Below are 18,841 nucleotides of genomic sequence, written 5' to 3' on the forward strand. Positions count from 1 at the left end.
GCGCCGCTCAGATGGCCGGGCGCAGGGCGTAGGATTTCAGGTGTGCGGCGAAGTCTTCCAGGTAGCGGATGCCACTCTCTTCAGCCTCACGGCACCATTGGGCCAGCGCATGCAGCTTGTCCTGCGGCTTCAGGCCGCGCCGGCGCCACAGGGCCTGCAGTTCGTGGCTCTTATCGTAGATCTGGCGCAGCACAGCGTTGCGCTCCAGCAGCGATTCCAGCTTTTTCTGGTCATGCGGCTTGATCAGCGAACTCTCCCGCGACAGCAGCTTGCGGGCCCTGCTGTACAGCGGCTTGATGTCTTCTTCCATCACCTGCTTCTGCTGGCGCAGAACCGGCTCGAGCACACGCTTGCGATACTGGCGCATGATGTCGAACCGGTTGTTGGCAATCGCCTGCACGGTTTCCACATCCATATCCAGCTTGCCCGGTACGCGGTGGGCGATCGGGCGATAGCCTTTCGGCTTGGCCAGCCCGAAGAGCTGGAACAGGCGGATATAGCCCCAACCGATATCCACTTCGTACCAGCGACGCGACAGCTTGGACGAATTCGGATAGGTGTGGTGGTTGTTGTGCAGTTCCTCGCCGCCGATGATCAGCCCCCAGGGCACGATATTGCGGGCGTTGTCGCTGCACTCGAAGTTGCGGTAGCCGAAATAGTGGCCAATGCCGTTGATGACGCCGGCCGCCCAGACCGGAATCCACATCATCTGCAACGCCCAGATCCAGATACCGTTGACGCCGAACAGCGCCAGGTCGATCACCGCCATCAGCACGATGCCCAGCATGCGGTGAGGCGTGTAGATCTTGCGCTCCACCCAGTCTTCCGGCGTGCGCTGGCCGAAGCGTGCGAGGGTCTCCGGGGTGGCGGCTTCCTGGTACAGCTCGGCGCCTTCGGCCAACACCTTTTTCAGGCCTTTCACCACCGGGCTGTGGGGATCGTCTTCCGTCTCGCAGGTCGCGTGGTGCTTGCGGTGGATGGCGGTCCATTCCTTGGTGTTCTGGCCGGTGGTCAGCCACAGCCAGAAGCGGAAGAAATGCGCCAGCACCGGATGCAGGTCCAGCGAGTTGTGCGCTGAATGCCGGTGCAGGTAGAGCGTCACACTGACGATGGTCACGTGCGTGAGTCCCAGGACGACCAGAACCAGCTGCCACGCCGGCAGGTCCAGGAGACCGTTGTACCACATAGGATGTTTCCTCGAAGAAATAACGCGGGCGAAAAGACGATCCGTATCTCTCCGCGATGGAACCTGACAAATCCGAGACCGTGCGAAAGCGCGCCAAACGCCTTTGTCTCCGCACCGTCTCGCGCTCAGGAGCCTTTCTTATACTGCCTATTTGAGGAACTCCTGGACGTTCGCAGTCTAGCGTACAGCTGTAAGCTACAACAAGCCTCGCAGCCCAATCCATGTCTATTTTGTGACCAGTCGCGAGTGTTTGTAAGTCTCGATTACAGTCGGTACGAAAAGCCGGCCATGGGGCACCCGGGCGTTTGACTTCCCGCCCCCGTAGGCGACAATCCGCATCCTGAACTGCCCGTGACCGAGGAGTCGACCTTGCCTGAACTGCCCGAAGTGGAAACCACCCGACGCGGTATTGCCCCTTTCCTGGAAAACCGGGTGATCCGCAGTGCCCGGGTGCACGAGCCACGCCTGCGCTGGCCGATTCCCGACGATCTGGCCCAGCGTCTGACCGGCGCTACACCGCGGCAGGTAGACCGGCGCGCCAAGTACCTGCTGGTGCGGTTCGACGACGGTACGCTGATGATCCACCTGGGCATGTCCGGCAGCCTGCGCATCGTCAACGACGGCTCCCCCCGCCTGACCCACGACCACGTGGAACTGGACCTGGGCGACGACCAGTGGCTGCGCTACAACGATCCACGCCGGTTCGGCGCCTGGCTGTGGAGCGACGATCCCGAGGCCCACCCCCTGATCAGCCACCTCGGCCCGGAACCGCTGGATCCGGTGGCGTTTACCGGTCATCAGCTCTACCGCCAGTCACGCGGTCGCAGCACCGCCATCAAATCCTTCATCATGGACAGCCGGATCGTGGTCGGCGTGGGAAACATTTACGCCAACGAGGCGCTCCACATGGCCGGCATCCATCCCGGGCGGGCGGCCGGTCGAGTCGGACGGGACCGCATGGTGCGCCTGGTGGAAGCGATCCGGGAGATCCTCACCGCGGCCATCCTGATGGGCGGCACCACGCTGCGGGATTTCGTCAACAGCGACGGCAAGCCCGGCTACTTCGCCCAGTCCCTCAATGTCTACGGGCGTGGCGGCCAGCCCTGCCGCCAGTGCGACACGCCGTTGAAGGAAATTCGCCTGGGGCAGCGATCGACGGTCTTCTGTCCGCGCTGCCAGCACTGAGTCGCCGTTCGTGACACGGCACACCGGGTGACACAAAAGCGTTTGAAATCACCGCCCCTTGAGCCATAGTTACTGCATCCGAACCAGAAAACCGGCGTCCCGCCCGGATGGCCGGACGGCATTCCGGCCTTTTCAGGAGAAACAGCAATGTCCAAGTTGGCGCGTACCTTTGTCATGACCCTGGCCGTCAGCCTGATGGCCTTTTCCTCGTTGAGCTATGCCAATCCGGTCGAGGAGAAACCCTCCGCCTTTGCAATGACGGCCGATGCCCTGTTTGCCCGCCCCATGCTGCTGGCCACGACGATCGTGGGTGGCGCCGTCTATGTGGTCTCGCTGCCATTCTCCCTGTTGGGCGGCAACGCCAAGGAAGCCGGCCAGACGCTGTTCCTGGGACCGGCGGAGGCCACGTTTGTCCGCTGCCTCGGCTGCACCCAGTCCGGCCGCAAGCAGGAGACCGTCAGCAGCACCGAGTAACGTCGCGGCAAGGCCTTATTGCCCCAGCCCGCGATCTGCGTCAGGCTTGAGTATCATTCTCTGATACCGGGCCTGCCGCCATGATCGACTGGTCAGCACTGGACACCGTGTTCCTGGACATGGACGGAACACTGCTGGACCTGCATTTCGACAGCCATTTCTGGCTCGACCACCTGCCCCGCCGCTACGCCGAACTCAAGTCCATGAGTCATGAGGCGGCGCGCGAGCACATCATTCCCCAGATCGAATCCGAGAAAGGGTCACTGCAGTGGTACTGCGTGGACTACTGGAGCGATCGCCTGGATGTGGACATTACCGCCCTCAAGCTCGAAGTGGCCGATCGCATCGACTACCGCCCCCACGCGGAATCGTTCATGGGCGCGCTGCGCGAGAGCGGTCGCCGCAGCGTGATCGTCACCAACTGCCACCCCAAACCGCTGGCCCTGAAACTTGAAAAAACCGGCCTCGACCGCCATGTCGATCGGATCCTGTCGACCCACGACTTCGGGCGCCCCAAAGAGGACATCCGGTTCTGGGCCGATCTGGCAGCGGTCGAGCCCTATCGGGCCGAACGCACGCTGATGGTGGACGACAATCTGTCGGTCCTGGCCAGCGCCCGGCAAGCCGGCATTGGCCAGCAGCTGGCCATCCTGGCGCCCGACAGCCGGGAACCGGTGCGCGCGGCCCATGTCGGCACACCGTCGATTGCTCACTTTGATGAAATCCTGGCGGATATTTCACCCGTCCCCATGCCGGGTTGATCGCGTTATAATCAAGTAAGGATCGTCGGCGGGCACACCGACACAGATACACCCGGCAACCGGAGCATCATGAGTTCAGCAGAAACCAATGACCGGGTGCGGCTCGACAAGTGGCTCTGGGCCGCACGCTTCTACAAGACCCGAACCATCGCCAAGGAAGCCATCGAAGGCGGCAAGGTTCATTACAACAGTCAGCGCACCAAGCCGGGTAAACCGGTGGAGGTGGGCGCGCGGCTGCGGCTGAGACTGGGTCATCAGGAAAAGGAAGTCATTGTCGACGACATCAGCGACCGTCGGCGCGCGGCTCCGGAAGCGCAGAAGCTCTACCACGAGACCGCGGAGAGCGAGAAGAAGCGCGAAGAGATCGCCTGGCAGCGCAAGACCATGCAGGCCGCCCAGTTGCCACCGGCACGGCGCCCGACCAAGAAAGATCGCCGGGACTTGCAGCGTTTCCGGGATCAGCACGGGCTCTGACAGCAATCATTTGACGCCTTTTACCCCCTACTCAAGATGAGGTCTTGATTCCATGGCATTGGACGACCAGTTCCAACGATTCCTTTTTGAAGACAGCCAGGTCCGCGGCGAGTGGGTCCGCCTGTCCGGCAGCTTCCAGGAGATCATCTCCCAGTCCGCCTACCCCGAGCGCATCCAGCACCTGCTGGGGGAAACCCTGGCGGCCAGCGTGCTGCTGTCCGGCACCCTCAAGTTTGAAGGGACCCTGTCCATCCAGGCCCAGGGCGAAGGTCCGGTCCGCATGCTGATGGCCGAATGCAGTCACGACCGCGCGATTCGCGGCATTGCCCGCTACGACACCCAGCCGGCCGGCGAGAGCCTCGACGAGCTGCTGGGCGAAGGCCGCATGGCGATCACCATCACCCCGGACCAGGGCCAGCGCTACCAGGGTGTGGTGCCGCGGGAGCACGACAACCTGTCGGCCTGTCTGGAAGAGTATTTCGAGCGTTCGGAGCAGATCGACACCCGTCTGTTCCTGTTTGCCGACGGCGAACAGGCCGCCGGCCTCATGCTGCAGCGCCTGCCGGGCGACAAGGCGCTGGACGACGACCTGTGGCAGCGCGTCGGTCACCTGGCCAGCACCGTCAAGGCGGATGAAATGCTCGGACTGGACAGCCAGACCGTCCTGAATCGCCTGTTCCACGAAGAAACCCTGCGTGTGTTCGATTCGGAAACGGTGCGCTTCCAGTGCAGCTGCTCGAGGGAGCGGACACTGGCGGCACTGGAATCCGTCGGCCAGGACGAGTGCTACAGCATTCTCGATGAGCAGGAGACCATCGAAATGGACTGCCAGTTCTGTCACGCGCAGTACCGCTTCGACCGCAACGATATCGACCAGCTGTTCCATGGCCACTCGCTGCACTGATCACGGCAGGCTGAACCCCATCGAATCCGCCTGTTGCGGAATGTAACAAAACCGTTGCAAACCGGCTCCCCAAAGTTGTGCAAATTGGCCGTAAAGCCCTCAACCATGCACCTTTGAGGGCAGTCGTTTTTTAAGCAGGTCTCTGGCATAATAGCGCGCCTGTGCGAACCCGATTGTTCATAAAACCGTCAGTTTCTGAGCCGGGCCGTTCCCGGGACGACGTCGGATCGAACAATGCCGAAACCACCTAGGGCGAGGTTGAAGTGAGTAACACCTACACTGATTTGAGTGCAGCAAGACTGGTCGAACTGGCGCTGGAGCGCAACGAAGGCCGCCTGGCTGCGAACGGGTCACTGGTCGTCAAGACCGGCAAACGGACCGGCCGTTCTCCGATGGACCGCTTCATCGTCGAAGAACCCAGCACCTCCGACGCCATCCACTGGGGCCCGATCAACCGCCCGTTCGATGCCGACAAGTTCGACGCGCTGTGGGACCGGGTGGAAGCCTACCTGGCGGACAAGACCCAGTTTGTTTCCAACCTGCACGTGGGCTCCGACCCGGAGCACTACCTGCCGGTCAAGATGATCACCGAAACCGCCTGGCAGAACCTGTTCGGCCGCAACCTGTTCATCCGTCCGGACGGCTTCAATCCGGCGGACAAGCAGGAATGGCAGATCCTCAACGCCGCCAACTTCCAGTGTGACCCGGAGCGTGACGGCACCAACAGTGACGGCTGCGTCATCATCAATTTCGCCAAGCGCAAGGTGCTGATTGCCGGCATGCACTACGCCGGCGAAATGAAGAAGGCCATGTTCTCCGTGCAGAACTTCCTGCTGCCGGAAAAAGATGTGCTGCCGATGCACTGCTCCGCCAACGTCGGCGAAGACGGCGAAACCTGCCTGTTCTTCGGCCTGTCCGGCACCGGCAAGACCACACTGTCCGCCGATCCTGATCGTTTCCTGATCGGTGACGACGAGCACGGCTGGGGCCCGGGTACGGTCTTCAACATCGAAGGCGGCTGCTACGCCAAGTGCATCGACCTGAGCCGGAAGAACGAGCCGATCATCTGGGACGCCATCCGCTTCGGCGCCATCGTCGAAAACGTGGTGATCGATGACGAGACCCGCGAGCCGGACTACACCGACGTCTCCCTGACCGAAAACTCCCGCTGCGCCTACCCGCTGGAGCACGTGGAGAAGCGGGTCATCGAGAACCGCGCCGGTGAGCCGTCTGCCATCGTCTTCCTGACCTGCGACATGACCGGTGTCCTGCCGCCGGTGTCCCTGCTCAACAAGGAGGCGGCGGCCTATCACTTCCTGAGCGGCTACACCGCGCTGGTGGGCTCCACCGAAATGGGCTCTTCCTCCAAGCTGAAGTCCACCTTCTCCACCTGCTTCGGCGCGCCGTTCTTCCCGCGCCCGGCCGGCGTCTACGCCGAGCTGCTGATGAAGCGGATGGAAGAGTTCGGCAGCAAGGTCTATCTGGTCAACACCGGCTGGACCGGCGGCCCCTACGGTGTCGGCGAGCGTTTCAGCATCCCGACCACCCGCGCCATCATCAGCGCCATCCAGAACGGCGACCTGGAAGGTGCCGAAACCGAGCACCTGGACAAGCTGAACCTGGACGTGCCGAAAGAAGTCCCGGGCGTGGACAGCAAACTGCTGAACCCGCGCAACACCTGGAGCGACCCGGCCGAATACGACGCCAAGGCCCAGGAGCTGATCAACCAGTTCGTCGACAACTTCACCAAGTTCGACGTCTCCGACGCCATCGTGGCGGCAGGCCCCAAAGCCTGATCGGAAGCTGGTTTACGAGAAAGGCGCCCGTCGGGCGCCTTTTTTGTGCGCGGGTTACAGGAACGCTCTCAGGGGCAGGTCGGTTGGCGCGGACAAGGAAGCTCAACGGGCACAGCTATAAGTCGATCCCTCGTCCATACCTGATCGTTTATTGCGTTGGTCTGCGTTAACGCCGAGGTCTACTGGAAGCGAATGGATGCTCTTGCTGGAGGAGGGACAAGGACGTCCCGGTCGTATTAGCCGGCCATGGATGGCCGTCTAATACAGCGTAAGCAAGGGTATTCCTGCGTTTCCCTGGCACGAGCTGGCAACCCTGGAATTTGACTCACCACATTTGAGAGAGGCATGTCGGGGCCCTTACGGGCCCTCCGAAGCTAAAGCGTCGGCTACACAAGAGTCACTCCCGAGGAATCCTTGAATCACGCATAAAACGCCAACGGCACAAACGCCACCAACAGCAACGCAATGCCCATGACAATCAACGGCATAATGATCCGTTCATGGCGCTGGTAGAAGGTGCCGGTCTGGGCCATAGCCGCCGAGACTTCCGCTTCGCCCACCACCTGCCGGGTCAGCAGATGGTTGAGCGCCACCGGCGGACTCAGGTAGCCCAGCTCGAAGGCCACCAGCGTGGTCATCCAGAAATGGATCGGGTTGATGCCGCTGCTGTAGGCGATCGACGCCACGGTCGCACTGACCAGGATCACGGCACCAAACGCATCCATGATCATCCCCAGCACCACCAACACCAGCACCATCAGCACCATCGCCGCCCAGGGGCTGGCGAAGGATTGCGGGAACAGGGACATGATCTCGGCCCGCTCGATCACCCCGCCAATACTGACCGACAGCCCCAGCAACAGCAGCAACGCCCCGATTTCCGACGTCGTATCGTTGGTGGCCCCGCGGATACTGCGCTCGATGCCCTGATGGTTCATCCGCTCGCCGTCAGTGTGGCGGGCCCGTTTCAGGGTGATGTGCTCGTAGACCAGGATCGCCAGCATGATCACCGGCAGGATGCGCGGCGCCGAGAATTCGTCCATGCCCACGTCCAGCGCCCAACGGTAGAACAACACCACACCGGCGATGACCAGCACGTAGGGCACCAGCGGCACCAACTGGCGCAGCATGGCGGGCAATGCCTCGCCGGCCGGCGCCAGCTTGAGCGGGCTTTGCCGGTTGGCGCTCAGGGAAATGGCCAGGAACAGCACGGCGGTCAGCAGGAATACCCAGACGCCCCAGCCGAACAGATCGTCCGTGGTCACCTCCCGGTTCAGGTAGGCGATCACCACCACCAGCAGGCAGGGCCGCAACACCACGCCCAGCGAGCCGGACATGGCCGTGGCGGCCAAAGCCAGATGACGCCGCGCCCCGGCCGCCCGCAGTTCGCTGTAGATCACCGCACCGGCCGCGATCACGAAGATCCCGGACGCCCCGGTGTAGGCCGTCGGCACCGCCGCCACGATCACCGCGACCACCGCCAACATCTCCGGCGGCATGCGCCAGGGCCGGAAGACATTGAACACCAGCGTGGCCAGCCGCGTCTGCTTGAGCATCATGCCCACCCAGACATACAGCGCCACGTTCAGGAACATGTCCGACAGCTCCATCATCTTGTCGAGATAGACGCCGATGCCTGCAGCATGGCCCACCAGCGCAAAGTAGGTGCCCGAGATCAGGCACATGCCGGTATACAGGGGGACGGCCAGCCCGGCCTTGATCAGGTCGCCACCCGGCTGCAGATCCGCCGGCGGTCGGGCCAGGCGGTAGAGGCTGACCATCGTCAAGGCCAGGAAACCGGCGATCCACAGGTCGTGCAGGATTTCCCGCTCCAGGGTGATGTCGGCGCCCGCATCATGGGACGTCTGGCGATACAGCAGGCTGGAGCCCAGCAACATCACATTCGCCACCGTTTGCAGGAAATACGACAGGGTGTAGTCCAGGCGCGTCTCGATCGCCCGCATGGCGATGTGATGGCGGGTGAGCGTGGCGGTGGCGGCGCACAGCATCACCAGCACCACCAGGATATAGCGCTGGGACGTCAGCCCCAGGGCAATCAGGTCGGCGACGAAGCCTTCCACGGCCCGATAGGCCTTCAGTCCCGGCGTGATCTGCCCCTGCAGGCTGGCAAACTCCGTGTGCTTTTCCCGGCACAGGGTGACGGCGTTCTCCACCGCTGCCCGTACATCCGCCGGGTTGACCGTCTGCTCGCCTAACAGGCCCATCAACGGATCGTCCGCCGCCTGGCGGGACTCGGTCAGCTTGCGCTCAACCTCGGTGTCGATGTCCCGGTTCGGATTACAGCCAGGCTCTACCGGATCGGACCGCAGCTTGTAGTACCCGCTCCAGAGCTGCTCGCCACCGCGCAGCATCTGGTTGTGGATATCGCTGCTGGTGGAGAAGATCACCACCAACAACAACAGCAGGCAGGCCGGGAAGGAAGAAAACCACTCCAACCCCGTGCGCGTTGCTGTTCGTCGGGTCATCACGGTTGCAGACATCGAGATCGAGCCTTATCGGGTTTACGGTATTGTTCTGGCGGCACGCCCTATTCGGCAGCGAGGGCGCATTCCGCCCGCGTCGCATCGTCCTTGCAGCGGATCGCCCGCATCAGCTTGAGCGCCCGGGCGTCATAGGTGCCGGCATCGCGCAGGCTGACACGCACCTCGCCCAGCATGCGGTCGTAATCCGCCACCTGCTGCTGGGTCGGATGCATCCAGGTGGACGCCGGAATGTCCTTCTCCGCCTGCCGGATCAGGCCGTAGGCCTCGTCCACCCGGGACAGGGCGTAGGCCCGCATCCGATCGCCGTAGTCGTCCGGGAAACGGTCGCGGTGGTCGATCATCTGGAACGTCATCTGCGCCAATCGATACTGGTAGATGCCGCCATCGGGATTGACGCCCTTATAGAGCTCCAGCGGCTGGTAGGCCACGGCCGGTGCATAGGCCAGGTCGACGCTGCCGTTGTTGAACTTGCCGGCAAAGTTGGCGGAGTTGGCGCCCACCACGGAGGCGCCGACGTGGCGCACCATGGTGACGGCGGCATTGTCGTAATCCAGGGTGGCGATTTTCTTGCCCTGCAACTCTTCCACGGTATCGACGTTGCGGTCGCGGATGAACAGGTAGATGGAGCCGGCGGGTAGGATGCCCACGACTTCGTAGTTGTCCTTCTGCAGCAGGCTGGCGGCGGACGGCTGGGCCAGGGTCTGTAGCAGGATCCGCATCTGCGCCTCGCTGGTCAGCGCCCCCAGCGCCTCGATACTGCCGGTGAACTGGTTGTATTCCCGCGCCCGGGTGCCGGTGAGCAGCACCGAGTCGCACTGCCCCGCCTTGAAGTCTTCCGAGGCGATCTTCTCGTCGGTATAGGCGCGCAGGTCCAGGTCCACGCCCCAGCCCAGCGCCGTCGGCCGGACCGATTTCATCACGTTGAACAGGGGGCCGTTGGAGCCTACCGGGTCGAAGACGCAGAAGGATCGCTTGATCACCTCCGCATTGGTGGCGTGAACCAGGCCTGCGCCCAGCCAGAGTGTCAGGCCAAGGGCCGCCAGGGCCCGCTTTCCGAGTTGCATGTTGAGTGTCTCCGTCATTGTTATCGTTATGCGCTGCAGATGGGCTACAGCGGTGTCCCTGCATCACGACCGCTCAACGTGATGCCGGCGGGTCTTGCGGCGCCCGCCGACGGATTCCCCAACAGCCCGGTCGGACTACAGCAGGGAATCCAGGTCGATCACCTCACCCACCGGGGCCTCGTCGTCCCAGAAAGTGCCGAGACCGCCCATGGGTGTGCGGTGACCGGTGTTCTCCATCCACAACCGGTCGGAAATGGCCAGGATGTTGTGGGTGGCCAGTTCGTCGACCAGCGCCCACTCCGGATCGGCCGGCCGTTTCTCGATGGCGTCGGCATGGCGACGGATGACCGCCTTCACCCGCTCCGTGTCACCCTTGTTCCAGGCGGCGATGGCGTGGAACACGTGACTGATCCGTACGCCCTCGGCTTCCCCGATGGCATCGGAAGCCTGCAGCCGCTCGAAGGCATCCTCGCCGTCCGGCTGGGCACCCGGGATCATCGCCCACACGGTCGCCCGCAGGGCCATCGGCGCCCCCCACCATTTCTCGTTATCCAGGCAGCCGGAGGCGCGGGCGACGATCGAGCCAATGTTCTTGGGCACGCCCACCGGCGCGGTGGACTGGATTTCCGCGTTCAGCGCCTGCAAACCGGACAACAACCCGGCCAGGTAGATGAATTCGTCCATGTCCTCATCGAAGTCAGGACACTCTTCGGCCTCCGGGTCGCCATAGAAGGTTTCGAAATGGCGCCAGCCCTTGAAGTAACGCTGGGCCGCCAGGGCGTAATAGCGTTTCTGCAGGATGATGGCGTCCTCGGCCTGCTCCGGCTGGCGGGCCCGCAGGGCGGCCATGCTCCGGAGCTCCGCTTCCCGCGCCCGGTCCTCGGCACAGCCACCGGCCTGCAGGCTCATCATCACCGCGAGCTGGTCCGGATTGTCGGTGACCCGTCCGAAGGACATCAGCAGCGGCTGCACCGACTCGCTCATGGCGCAGGCCATCTCCAGGTCCCGGGTCTCCAGCAGGTAGGGCATGGTGTGCTCCCTGGAGAACCCCTGCATCACATCGCCGGTGGTGGAGTAGATCATGTGGTTGACCACGCCACAGCCGCCCAGGGAAGCGGCCGCCAGCACGGACAACACCGCGCTGCGGGTGCGGCGCACGATCGCCTGGCGCCAGAATGAACGGGAAGCATCAGCACGTGTTGTCATACTGCCTGTCACCTTTTGGGTTCGCGGGAGCGTCTGTCGACTCCCCTGTTTTTATTGGAGAGGTTGCGGAACCGCTACGAGGCTGCTGCTGTCCGACACTTCCGCGCCGTTTTTCAGCACCGTCCAAAGGCACCCTGACATGGCACCACCTGTAACGATTTGTTACAGACCGGAATTATCCTCAAGTCCGCAACGCTTTTGTGAGACGGACGCCTCAAAGCCGCGATGACGGCCGGGGCTCCGCCCGACTTCGGGATTGACAGCCTCCGCTGAAACGCTATATCTGTAGGGAGCCTATGGCCGGGCCGGTGTGCCCGGCAGCAGTCGGCGGCGCGTCCCACAGGGAACACCGCCTGTCCATCATCGAAGGAGAATTTCATGCGCAAACCCGAACTTGCCAGTGCCATTGCCGAACAGACCGGTCTGACCAAGGAAAAAGCCGCCGAGGTCATCACCGCCTTTACCGATCAGGTCTCAGCCGCCGCCGCCAAGGGCGACGACATTTCACTGATTGGCTTTGGCACCTTCAGTGTCCGTAAGCGCGAAGCCCGGACCGGTCGCAACCCGCAGACCGGCGCCACCATGAAGATCGCCGCCAGCAAGACGGTGGGCTTCAAGGCCGGCAAAGCGTTGAAAGACGCCGTCAGCAAGTAAGCGCCAGCGGCCGGCTGCCTAACCGTTAGCCGGCCCGCTTCCCCTCAACTGGATGCACACTCTGCCCGGGAGGCATCCACGCGACAGCGAATGGCTTTCATCAACTTGATTGCGCGCGGGTCGTAGACGCCCTGATCCAGCAGCGACAGGCGCACCTCCCGTAGCATCTGGTCATACTCCCGAACATCCTCTTTCGGTGGATACATCCACTCATCCTCGGGAATCCCGGCTTCGGCCTGGGCAATGATCTGGTAGGCCTCATTGATGCGTTTGGACGCCTCGTCACGCACCATCTGCCCGGCATCCTCGGGGAACCGGTCGCGGTGCAGGATCACCTGGAAATTCATGTAGGCCACCGCGTACTTGAACACGCCGCCATTGGGTTCGACGCCCTTGTAGAGCTCCAGGGGCGTGTAGGCCACCGCCGGCGCGTAGGCGATGTCGACGCTGCCGTTGTTGAACTTGCCGGCGAAGTTGGCGGAATTGGCGCCCACCACCGACGCCCCCACATGACGGACCATGGTCAGTGAGGCGGTGTCGTAATCGAGGGTCGCGATCTTCTTGCCCTGCAGTTCCTCCACCGTGTCGATATTGCGGTCGCGGGTGAACAGGTAGACCGCACCCCCCGGGAAAATACCGGCCACTTCATAGCGCTCGTTGGTCAGGAAGGGCTTGGCCTTGGGTTGGCTCAGGGTATTGAACAGCAGGCGCATTTCCTTTTCGCCCGGAATTGCGCCCATGGCTTCGAGACTGCCGGTGAATTTGTTGAACTCCCGCGCCCGGGTGCCGGTCAGCAGGACCGCATCGCACTGGCCGGCCTTGAAGTCCTCGGCGGCGACCTTCTCATCGGTATAGGCGCGCAGGTCCAGTTCGACACCTTCGCGCAGCGCGACCGGACGGAAGGTCTTGGTGATAGCGAACAGGGGGCCGTTGGCGCCCACGGGGTCGAAGACACAGAAGCTGCGTTTGATGACCGACTGCTCGTCCGCCTGAGCGGTTGCGGTCGCCAGCAAACTGAACGACAGGGCCAGGCCACCAACGAGATGACGCAGCCGGTATGGGCTGAACATGGGCGCACTCCTGCTTATTCTTGTCATGCTTCGTGCCCCGGCCGGGGGTTCGCTGACCAGCCGGGGTACCAATGGCATCAGAATAGGAAGGCCCCGCGGGGGTTTCGTTGGCAGGAGCGCCCGGGCCGGTGGGGCATTGTTGCCACCAGCCTGCGGCGACAGATCACAGCAGCCCGGATTGGCCGGCCTGCGGCGCCATCGGGCTATTCGGCGTTCTTGGAAGCGCCGGCGCCAGAACCGCCGGCTTTTGTGCCGGTCTTTGAACCAGTTCCGCTTTTCCGGGCCGATGAGCGCCGGTTGGGTGAGCTCCGGGTGGTTGTTTTCTTCTGCTCGGCCAGCTGTTCAAGCAACGTGTCCACCCGCTTTTCCAACGCCACCAGTTGGTGCTGCAACGCCGTCTGCTTGTCGAGGGAATCGGTGGAATTGCGGGAGATGGTCCAGAGCAACCAGACAATCGCCAGCAACAGCAGGAAAGACAGGAATCCCATGGTGATCTCCGCCAGTTTGGGTCAGAAACAGCCGGCCCTCGTGAGCCGGCCCATAAGCCAATCAGAGGCTTACTAAGTGTAGCAGGCCCGGAAGAAACGGCAGCCCGCGCTCCTCTCAGTCCTGGCGGGTGTACACCGCCTCCCCGTCGACCCAGGCCTGGTTCACCACGCCGGGCAGCTCGGTGCCCATCAGGGGTGCATGCTTGCCGACGGACAGCAGCGTCTCGGCCGTTGCTGTCCAGCGCGCCTGCGGATCGATCCAGCACAGGTCGGCCACCTGCCCCACCGACAGCGACGGCGGCGTCAGCCCCAGCACCTGCGCCGGACCGGTCGTCAGGGCGCGGATCAGGGCGGGCAGCTCGAGCTCGCCCCGCTCCACCAGGATCAGTCCCATGGACAGGACGCTCTCGACGCTGGACAACCCGGCCTCGGTGTCACCCAACGGCGCATTCTTGGCCGCCGGATCGTGGGGCTGGTGCTGGCTGACGATGGCGCCGATGGCACCGCTGCGCACGCCTTCGATCAGCCCCTGGCGATCCTCTTCGGAACGCAGCGGCGGCTGCAGGTGGTAGCGGCTGTCGAAATCGGCCAGCGCCTGCTCGGTAAACAGCAGGTGGTGCATGGCCACATCCGCCGTAACCGCCACACCGCGACTGCGGGCCTGGGCGACCATGTCGACACTGCGGGCGCAGGACAGCTGGCTCAGGTGCAGGCGCACGCCGGTTTCCTCGGCCAGCAGGATCATCTCCATCACGGCGGCAGTCTCGGCCACCTCGGGAATGCCCAGCAGACCCAGGCGCGCCGTCACCAGGCCATCGTGGGCGAAGCCGTCCGCCGCCAAGGCCTGATTCTGTGGGTGCAGCATCAGGGTGATGCCGAAGGTCCGTGCGTACGCCATGCAGCGGCGCAGCACCCGGGCGTTGACCAGGGTCTCCGAGCCATTGCTCAGGGCCACACAGCCGGCGCCGGTCAGGCCCACCATGTCGCTCAGCAGCTCGCCGGACAGCCCCTTGGTCGCGGCGCCCAGTGGCAGCACCCGAATCGGCGCGTCACGCTCGGCGACATCGCGAATGAGGTGGGTGATGGCACTGGAATCGTTGACCGGCGAGGAATCCGGAGCCGCGCAGACAGTGGTGAAGCCGCCACGCGCCGCCGCCCGACTCTCGCTGGCAATCGAGCCCTTCTGGCCGTTGCCGGGCTCGCGCAGGTTGCAATAGAGGTCGATAAAGCCAGGGGTCAGCAAGCCGCCCGCGGCGTCCAGAACCGAATCCGCCGCGGCGGCATCCGCCTCGCTGCCGGTGGCGGCTATGAGCCCATCCCGGATCAGTAGCGACTGCTGTTCGTCCCGACCGGTATGAGGGTCGATCACGCGGCCGTTCTCTATGCGCAGTGCCGGTGTGCTGCTCATGCCTGTCCCTCCGCATCCTGTCCACGCTGGGCCCGCTGCCCGCCCATCGCCATGGACATCACCGCCATGCGGATGGCAATGCCGTTGGTGACCTGGTTGAGGATCACCGAGCGCGGCCCGTCGGCCACGGCGGATTCGATTTCCACACCCCGGTTGATCGGACCGGGGTGCATGACGATGGCATCCGGCTTGGCGTAGGCCAGCTTTTCGGTGTTCAGACCGTACACTTTGTAGAACTCCCGCTCACTGGGCAGCAAGGCGCCTTCCATCCGCTCACGCTGCAGGCGCAGCATGATGATCACGTCGATGTCCTTGAGCCCCGAGCGCATGTCGTAGGCCACAGTGCAACCCAGGCTTTCCACGTCCGTCGGCAGCAGCGTGCTGGGGGCAATCAGGCGTACCTCTTCGGCACCCAGGACATTCAGCGCCTGGATCTGGGAGCGAGCCACCCGCGAGTGCAGGATATCGCCGACAATCGCCACTTTTAGCCCTTCGAAACCGCCCTTGTGCTGGCGAATGGTGAGCATGTCCAGCATCGCCTGGGTCGGGTGCGCGTGGCGGCCGTCGCCGGCGTTGATGATGGCCACGCCCGGCGTCACCGACTGGGCGATGAAATGCGGCGCCCCGCTGCGGGAATGGCGCACCACGAACATGTCGCTGGCCATCGCTTCCAGGTTGAGCAGGGTGTCGGACAGGGATTCGCCCTTGGAGGTCGCCGAGGTGCTGATGTCCAGGTTCAGCACGTCCGCCGACAGGCGCTTGGCCGCCAGTTCAAAGGTGCTGCGGGTGCGGGTGCTGGATTCGAAGAACAGGTTCACCACCGTGCAGCCCCGCAGCAGCGGGACTTTCTTGATGCGGCGCTCGCCCACTTCGATGAAGGAGTCGGCGGTGTCCAGGATGCGGGTGAGCAGCTCCCGGTCGAGGCCGTCGATGGTCAGGAAATGGCGCAGCTGACCCTGGTCGTTGAGTTGCAGCGCGCGCGCTGAGGCGTCCGTTGTCGTCATCGGATCAGGCTCCTTTTGCCGGCGTTGCATCGGCCTGGCGCAGTTCCACGCTCAGCGGATCCGGGCCCTTGAGCTTGACCCGCTCATTGGCTTTCAGCGTCAGGGTCTGCCCCACCACGTCCGGCTGGATCGGCAGTTCCCGGGCGCCCAGGTCGATCAGCGTCGCCAGGATGATGCCGGCGGGGCGGCCGTAGTCAAAGATCTCGTTCATGGCAGCGCGGATGGTGCGCCCGCTCATGATGACGTCGTCCACCAGGATGATGTGGCGGTCCTCGGTCTCGAAAGGCAGATGGGAAGGCCGGACTTTCGGATTCAGCCCAATCCGGGAAAAGTCGTCCCGGTAGAAGGAGATATCCAGCTCACCAAAGGGCTCGTCCAGGCCCAGGCGCTTGTGCAGGATATCGGCGAGCCAGACACCGCCGGTACGGATGCCGATCAGTACCGGCTGCTCAATGCCACGCTCCCTGAGGAGGCGGCGCAGGCCCTGCTCGAGATCGTCGAGCAACGCGTCCACGTTCAGCAATGCCGTCATTGTAGTCCCCCGTGCGAACAGCCGCGGTAGTCTACCACGAGGGCCATTGGAAGGTCAGCGCAGGCTCAGGCGGAGAACCAGGTCTCCAGGATGATCACCGCCGCCAGGTCATCGACGCCGTGGGTACCGAAATCGCGGGAGCCGCCCCGGGCCATGACCGCGCCCTTGGCTTCGAAGCTGCTGAGACGCTCATCGACCATTTCCACGGGATGATGGAAGCGGCCGTGCAAACGCTTGCCGAACTTGCGGGCGCGCAGGCACATCTCGCTCTCGGTGCCGTCCATGTTGAGCGGCAACCCCACCACGAACAGGTCGGGGCGCCACTCCTCCACCACCTTGGCAATCTCGTCCCAATCGGGCTGGCCATCCCGGGCCTTGAGCATCGCCACCGGCTTGGCGGTACCCAGCATTTCCTGGCCCACGGCGATGCCGATCCGGCGGGTACCGAAGTCGAATCCCATGACCCGGCGCTGGCCCACCTCAGGCATGGCCCACCGTGTCGGTCAACTGGTTCAGGTCGATGCCCATGGTGCGCAGGACTTCGGCATAACGCTGGTCGCTCTCCACGCGGAACAGCAGGTCGTGATGGGCCGGGCATACCAGCCAGCTGCTGGTGTTGAGTTCCTCCTCAAGCTGGCCGGAGGACCAGCCGGAATAGCCCAGCGCCATCAGGAATTCGGACGGCCCCTCGCCTATGCCGATGGCCTCGAGAATATCGCGGGACGTGGTCATGGTGAGCTGATCGGTAATCGCCATGGAACTCTGCCATTCGCCGAAAGGGCGATGCAGGATAAAGCCGCGCTCGGGCTGCACCGGGCCGCCCGCGTAGACTGGCTGGGTGATCTCGACGCCGTCCATGTCGAGCTGCTCCAGCACTTCCCCGACGGAAATATCCAGCGGCCGGTTGATCACCAGCCCCATGGCCCCCTCGTCATTGTGCTCACACATGAAGATCACGGTCCCGTGAAAACCCGGGTCCTCGAGATAGGGCGAAGCCACCAGCAGGCGGTTGCGGAGTGAATCGTCAGCAGTTGTCATAGGATCTAGTATTCGTGCGGATGCGCGCCGGTGCAAGCCTGGAAACGTGACAGGCCGCCGCCGGCAACGCGGGATCAGCCGGAAGACAGGCCCCGGCGCTGGAATGACCAGGTACGGATAATTTCCAGTTGGTCGAACTGGTCGCGCATTTTCTGGGAAAACGGGGCAAAGGGGGCGGACAGCCGCACGATCCGGATGGCGGCGTCATCCAGCACCTTACTGCCGGAGGAGTTCAGGATCTGGACGTCCTTCACGCTGCCGTCCTTCTGCAGCACCACCACCATGCGCAGGGAACCGTATATCCCGGCGCGACGGGCCTCCGGCGGGTAGTTGAGGTTGCCTACGCGGGTCACCTTGCTGACCCAGTTCTGGACATACCAGGCGTTGTCGGATTTGAGCGTGGAGGCCGCGGTCACCCGCTTGATCCGCGGCTTCCTGGCATAGGCGCGCTGCTGCTGGTCCAGGCGGGCCTCGAGACTGGCGATCTCCAGACTGCGGTCCATCAGGCTCTCTTTCTTCACCGGAGCCTTGTCCACCGGTTTTTCCTTCTTCTCTTCCTGCGCCGCCGGCCGTGACTTGGCCGTGGTGGTGACCACCTGTTTCTCAGGCCGGGGCTTGGGTTCCGGCTGGGTCTGCTGCACCGGACGGGGCTGGACGGGCTTGACCTGGCTGTTCTGTACCGGCGCCTGGTGCGTGGTGGTCAGCTCCTGCTTCTCCTGCTCGGTGCCGCTGCCTTTCTGGTTGGTCTGGGCGAGGAAATCGGCTTTGTCGGGGGCTTTTTTGTCATCGTGCTGGGCCAGGGTGATTTCCAGCGTCTCGGCGGCCGGTGCCGGGTCGTCCGGGGCAAACGAAATCCCCAGCACGATGACGGCATGAAGCGCCAGTGCCATAAAAAAGGTAAAGGAAAACCGATCGAAATCACTGACCTGGACAGCCATGCTCGCCACTTAATCAACCACTGACCACTGCATGAGACGCGAAGGTGCGACAGGACACACCTTCAGATGAGGTCCCAAGTTTGCTGCCTTCGCCCGCGCTTGTCCATCCTGCGCACAAAACGTCACAGGATGTAACCAGGGGGAGGTGGGCGCAT

19 protein-coding genes are annotated in these 18,841 nt (G+C 63.5%); 7 read left to right on the forward strand and 12 right to left on the reverse strand.

Annotated elements, in window-relative coordinates:
- Positions 1-7: 7 nt before the first annotated feature.
- Positions 8-1,186, reverse strand: coding sequence for a DesA family fatty acid desaturase (locus tag EZI54_RS12380; RefSeq protein WP_131482202.1), 1,179 nt, complete (start codon positions 1,184-1,186; stop codon positions 8-10).
- A 369-nt stretch (positions 1,187-1,555) separates the two neighbouring features.
- Here EZI54_RS12380 and mutM point away from each other — a divergent pair, with 369 nt between their 5' ends.
- The 6 genes from mutM to EZI54_RS12410 all read left to right on the forward strand — a co-directional run bounded on the left by mutM (position 1,556) and on the right by EZI54_RS12410 (position 6,780).
- Positions 1,556-2,371, forward strand: a complete 816-nt coding sequence (mutM, locus tag EZI54_RS12385) for a bifunctional DNA-formamidopyrimidine glycosylase/DNA-(apurinic or apyrimidinic site) lyase (protein WP_131482203.1) — start codon at positions 1,556-1,558, stop codon at positions 2,369-2,371.
- Positions 2,372-2,518: 147 nt separating this feature from the next.
- Positions 2,519-2,845 (forward strand): hypothetical protein, encoded by a 327-nt coding sequence (locus EZI54_RS12390; RefSeq protein ID WP_131482204.1) that lies wholly within the window; start codon positions 2,519-2,521, stop codon positions 2,843-2,845.
- A gap of 80 nt (positions 2,846-2,925) precedes the next feature.
- A complete protein-coding gene (gene yrfG / locus EZI54_RS12395) occupies positions 2,926-3,606 on the forward strand; it encodes a GMP/IMP nucleotidase (RefSeq protein WP_131482205.1) in 681 nt (226 codons plus the stop codon).
- A 69-nt stretch (positions 3,607-3,675) separates the two neighbouring features.
- Complete coding sequence (hslR, locus tag EZI54_RS12400; protein WP_123633767.1) at positions 3,676-4,080, forward strand: ribosome-associated heat shock protein Hsp15; 405 nt, start codon at positions 3,676-3,678, stop codon at positions 4,078-4,080.
- A 52-nt stretch (positions 4,081-4,132) separates the two neighbouring features.
- On the forward strand, positions 4,133-4,984 hold the full coding sequence (gene hslO / locus EZI54_RS12405; RefSeq protein ID WP_131482206.1) for an Hsp33 family molecular chaperone HslO: 852 nt from the start codon (positions 4,133-4,135) through the stop codon (positions 4,982-4,984).
- Positions 4,985-5,247: 263 nt separating this feature from the next.
- Entirely contained in the window at positions 5,248-6,780 is a 1,533-nt protein-coding gene (locus EZI54_RS12410; protein ID WP_131482207.1) for a phosphoenolpyruvate carboxykinase, read from the forward strand.
- A gap of 419 nt (positions 6,781-7,199) precedes the next feature.
- Here the strand turns inward: EZI54_RS12410 and EZI54_RS12415 are convergent, their stop codons facing one another.
- The 3 genes from EZI54_RS12415 to EZI54_RS12425 form a co-directional block, all read right to left on the reverse strand.
- Positions 7,200-9,281 (reverse strand): TRAP transporter large permease subunit, encoded by a 2,082-nt coding sequence (locus EZI54_RS12415; protein ID WP_242674449.1) that lies wholly within the window; start codon positions 9,279-9,281, stop codon positions 7,200-7,202.
- Between the two features lie 47 nt (positions 9,282-9,328).
- Positions 9,329-10,348 carry a putative solute-binding protein gene (locus EZI54_RS12420; protein ID WP_131482208.1) on the reverse strand — a complete coding sequence of 340 codons (1,020 nt, stop codon included), beginning with the start codon at positions 10,346-10,348 and terminating at the stop codon, positions 9,329-9,331.
- Between the two features lie 135 nt (positions 10,349-10,483).
- A complete protein-coding gene (locus EZI54_RS12425) occupies positions 10,484-11,554 on the reverse strand; it encodes a hypothetical protein (protein WP_131482209.1) in 1,071 nt (356 codons plus the stop codon).
- A 378-nt stretch (positions 11,555-11,932) separates the two neighbouring features.
- Here EZI54_RS12425 and EZI54_RS12430 point away from each other — a divergent pair, with 378 nt between their 5' ends.
- Positions 11,933-12,208 carry an HU family DNA-binding protein gene (locus EZI54_RS12430; RefSeq protein ID WP_131482210.1) on the forward strand — a complete coding sequence of 92 codons (276 nt, stop codon included), beginning with the start codon at positions 11,933-11,935 and terminating at the stop codon, positions 12,206-12,208.
- 44 nt (positions 12,209-12,252) lie between these two features.
- Here EZI54_RS12430 and EZI54_RS12435 read toward each other — a convergent pair whose 3' ends face one another.
- The 8 genes from EZI54_RS12435 to EZI54_RS12470 all read right to left on the reverse strand — a co-directional run bounded on the left by EZI54_RS12435 (position 12,253) and on the right by EZI54_RS12470 (position 18,686).
- Positions 12,253-13,278, reverse strand: a complete 1,026-nt coding sequence (locus EZI54_RS12435) for a putative solute-binding protein (protein ID WP_131482211.1) — start codon at positions 13,276-13,278, stop codon at positions 12,253-12,255.
- 203 nt (positions 13,279-13,481) lie between these two features.
- Positions 13,482-13,766 carry a hypothetical protein gene (locus EZI54_RS12440; RefSeq protein ID WP_131482212.1) on the reverse strand — a complete coding sequence of 95 codons (285 nt, stop codon included), beginning with the start codon at positions 13,764-13,766 and terminating at the stop codon, positions 13,482-13,484.
- Positions 13,767-13,881: 115 nt separating this feature from the next.
- Positions 13,882-15,174, reverse strand: coding sequence for a dihydroorotase (locus EZI54_RS12445; RefSeq protein ID WP_131482213.1), 1,293 nt, complete (start codon positions 15,172-15,174; stop codon positions 13,882-13,884).
- Positions 15,171-16,178: an aspartate carbamoyltransferase catalytic subunit gene (locus EZI54_RS12450; RefSeq protein ID WP_131482214.1), complete on the reverse strand. Its 1,008-nt coding sequence runs from the start codon at positions 16,176-16,178 to the stop codon at positions 15,171-15,173. Before EZI54_RS12450 ends, EZI54_RS12445 begins: the two co-directional genes overlap by 4 nt.
- Positions 16,179-16,182: 4 nt before the next feature.
- Entirely contained in the window at positions 16,183-16,710 is a 528-nt protein-coding gene (gene pyrR, locus EZI54_RS12455; protein ID WP_131482215.1) for a bifunctional pyr operon transcriptional regulator/uracil phosphoribosyltransferase PyrR, read from the reverse strand.
- A 65-nt stretch (positions 16,711-16,775) separates the two neighbouring features.
- Positions 16,776-17,198, reverse strand: coding sequence for a Holliday junction resolvase RuvX (gene ruvX, locus EZI54_RS12460; protein ID WP_131482216.1), 423 nt, complete (start codon positions 17,196-17,198; stop codon positions 16,776-16,778).
- The gene (locus EZI54_RS12465) at positions 17,191-17,748 is read right to left on the reverse strand and encodes a YqgE/AlgH family protein (RefSeq protein ID WP_131482217.1); all 558 of its coding nucleotides are present in this window, start codon (positions 17,746-17,748) and stop codon (positions 17,191-17,193) included. Before EZI54_RS12465 ends, ruvX begins: the two co-directional genes overlap by 8 nt.
- Before the next feature lie 74 nt (positions 17,749-17,822).
- Positions 17,823-18,686, reverse strand: a complete 864-nt coding sequence (locus tag EZI54_RS12470) for an energy transducer TonB (RefSeq protein ID WP_131482218.1) — start codon at positions 18,684-18,686, stop codon at positions 17,823-17,825.
- Positions 18,687-18,841: the final 155 nt, after the last annotated feature.

This window comes from Marinobacter halodurans, assembly GCF_004327985.1.
GTDB classification, from domain to species: domain Bacteria; phylum Pseudomonadota; class Gammaproteobacteria; order Pseudomonadales; family Oleiphilaceae; genus Marinobacter_A; species Marinobacter_A halodurans.

What these genes read in the sequence shown, in the direction of transcription:
- EZI54_RS12445 (WP_131482213.1), bottom strand. Translation starts at nt 15,174, where the DNA reads ATGAGCAGCACACCGGCACTGCGCATAGAGAACGGCCGCGTGATCGAC.
- hslO (WP_131482206.1), top strand. Translation starts at nt 4,133, where the DNA reads ATGGCATTGGACGACCAGTTCCAACGATTCCTTTTTGAAGACAGCCAG.
- pyrR (WP_131482215.1), bottom strand. Translation starts at nt 16,710, where the DNA reads ATGACGGCATTGCTGAACGTGGACGCGTTGCTCGACGATCTCGAGCAG.
- EZI54_RS12425 (WP_131482209.1), bottom strand. Translation starts at nt 11,554, where the DNA reads ATGACAACACGTGCTGATGCTTCCCGTTCATTCTGGCGCCAGGCGATC.
- hslR (WP_123633767.1), top strand. Translation starts at nt 3,676, where the DNA reads ATGAGTTCAGCAGAAACCAATGACCGGGTGCGGCTCGACAAGTGGCTC.
- ruvX (WP_131482216.1), bottom strand. Translation starts at nt 17,198, where the DNA reads ATGCCTGAGGTGGGCCAGCGCCGGGTCATGGGATTCGACTTCGGTACC.
- EZI54_RS12465 (WP_131482217.1), bottom strand. Translation starts at nt 17,748, where the DNA reads ATGACAACTGCTGACGATTCACTCCGCAACCGCCTGCTGGTGGCTTCG.
- EZI54_RS12440 (WP_131482212.1), bottom strand. Translation starts at nt 13,766, where the DNA reads ATGGGATTCCTGTCTTTCCTGCTGTTGCTGGCGATTGTCTGGTTGCTC.
- EZI54_RS12450 (WP_131482214.1), bottom strand. Translation starts at nt 16,178, where the DNA reads ATGACGACAACGGACGCCTCAGCGCGCGCGCTGCAACTCAACGACCAG.
- EZI54_RS12430 (WP_131482210.1), top strand. Translation starts at nt 11,933, where the DNA reads ATGCGCAAACCCGAACTTGCCAGTGCCATTGCCGAACAGACCGGTCTG.
- EZI54_RS12470 (WP_131482218.1), bottom strand. Translation starts at nt 18,686, where the DNA reads ATGGCTGTCCAGGTCAGTGATTTCGATCGGTTTTCCTTTACCTTTTTT.
- yrfG (WP_131482205.1), top strand. Translation starts at nt 2,926, where the DNA reads ATGATCGACTGGTCAGCACTGGACACCGTGTTCCTGGACATGGACGGA.
- EZI54_RS12390 (WP_131482204.1), top strand. Translation starts at nt 2,519, where the DNA reads ATGTCCAAGTTGGCGCGTACCTTTGTCATGACCCTGGCCGTCAGCCTG.
- EZI54_RS12380 (WP_131482202.1), bottom strand. Translation starts at nt 1,186, where the DNA reads ATGTGGTACAACGGTCTCCTGGACCTGCCGGCGTGGCAGCTGGTTCTG.
- EZI54_RS12415 (WP_242674449.1), bottom strand. Translation starts at nt 9,281, where the DNA reads ATGTCTGCAACCGTGATGACCCGACGAACAGCAACGCGCACGGGGTTG.
- EZI54_RS12420 (WP_131482208.1), bottom strand. Translation starts at nt 10,348, where the DNA reads ATGCAACTCGGAAAGCGGGCCCTGGCGGCCCTTGGCCTGACACTCTGG.
- EZI54_RS12435 (WP_131482211.1), bottom strand. Translation starts at nt 13,278, where the DNA reads ATGTTCAGCCCATACCGGCTGCGTCATCTCGTTGGTGGCCTGGCCCTG.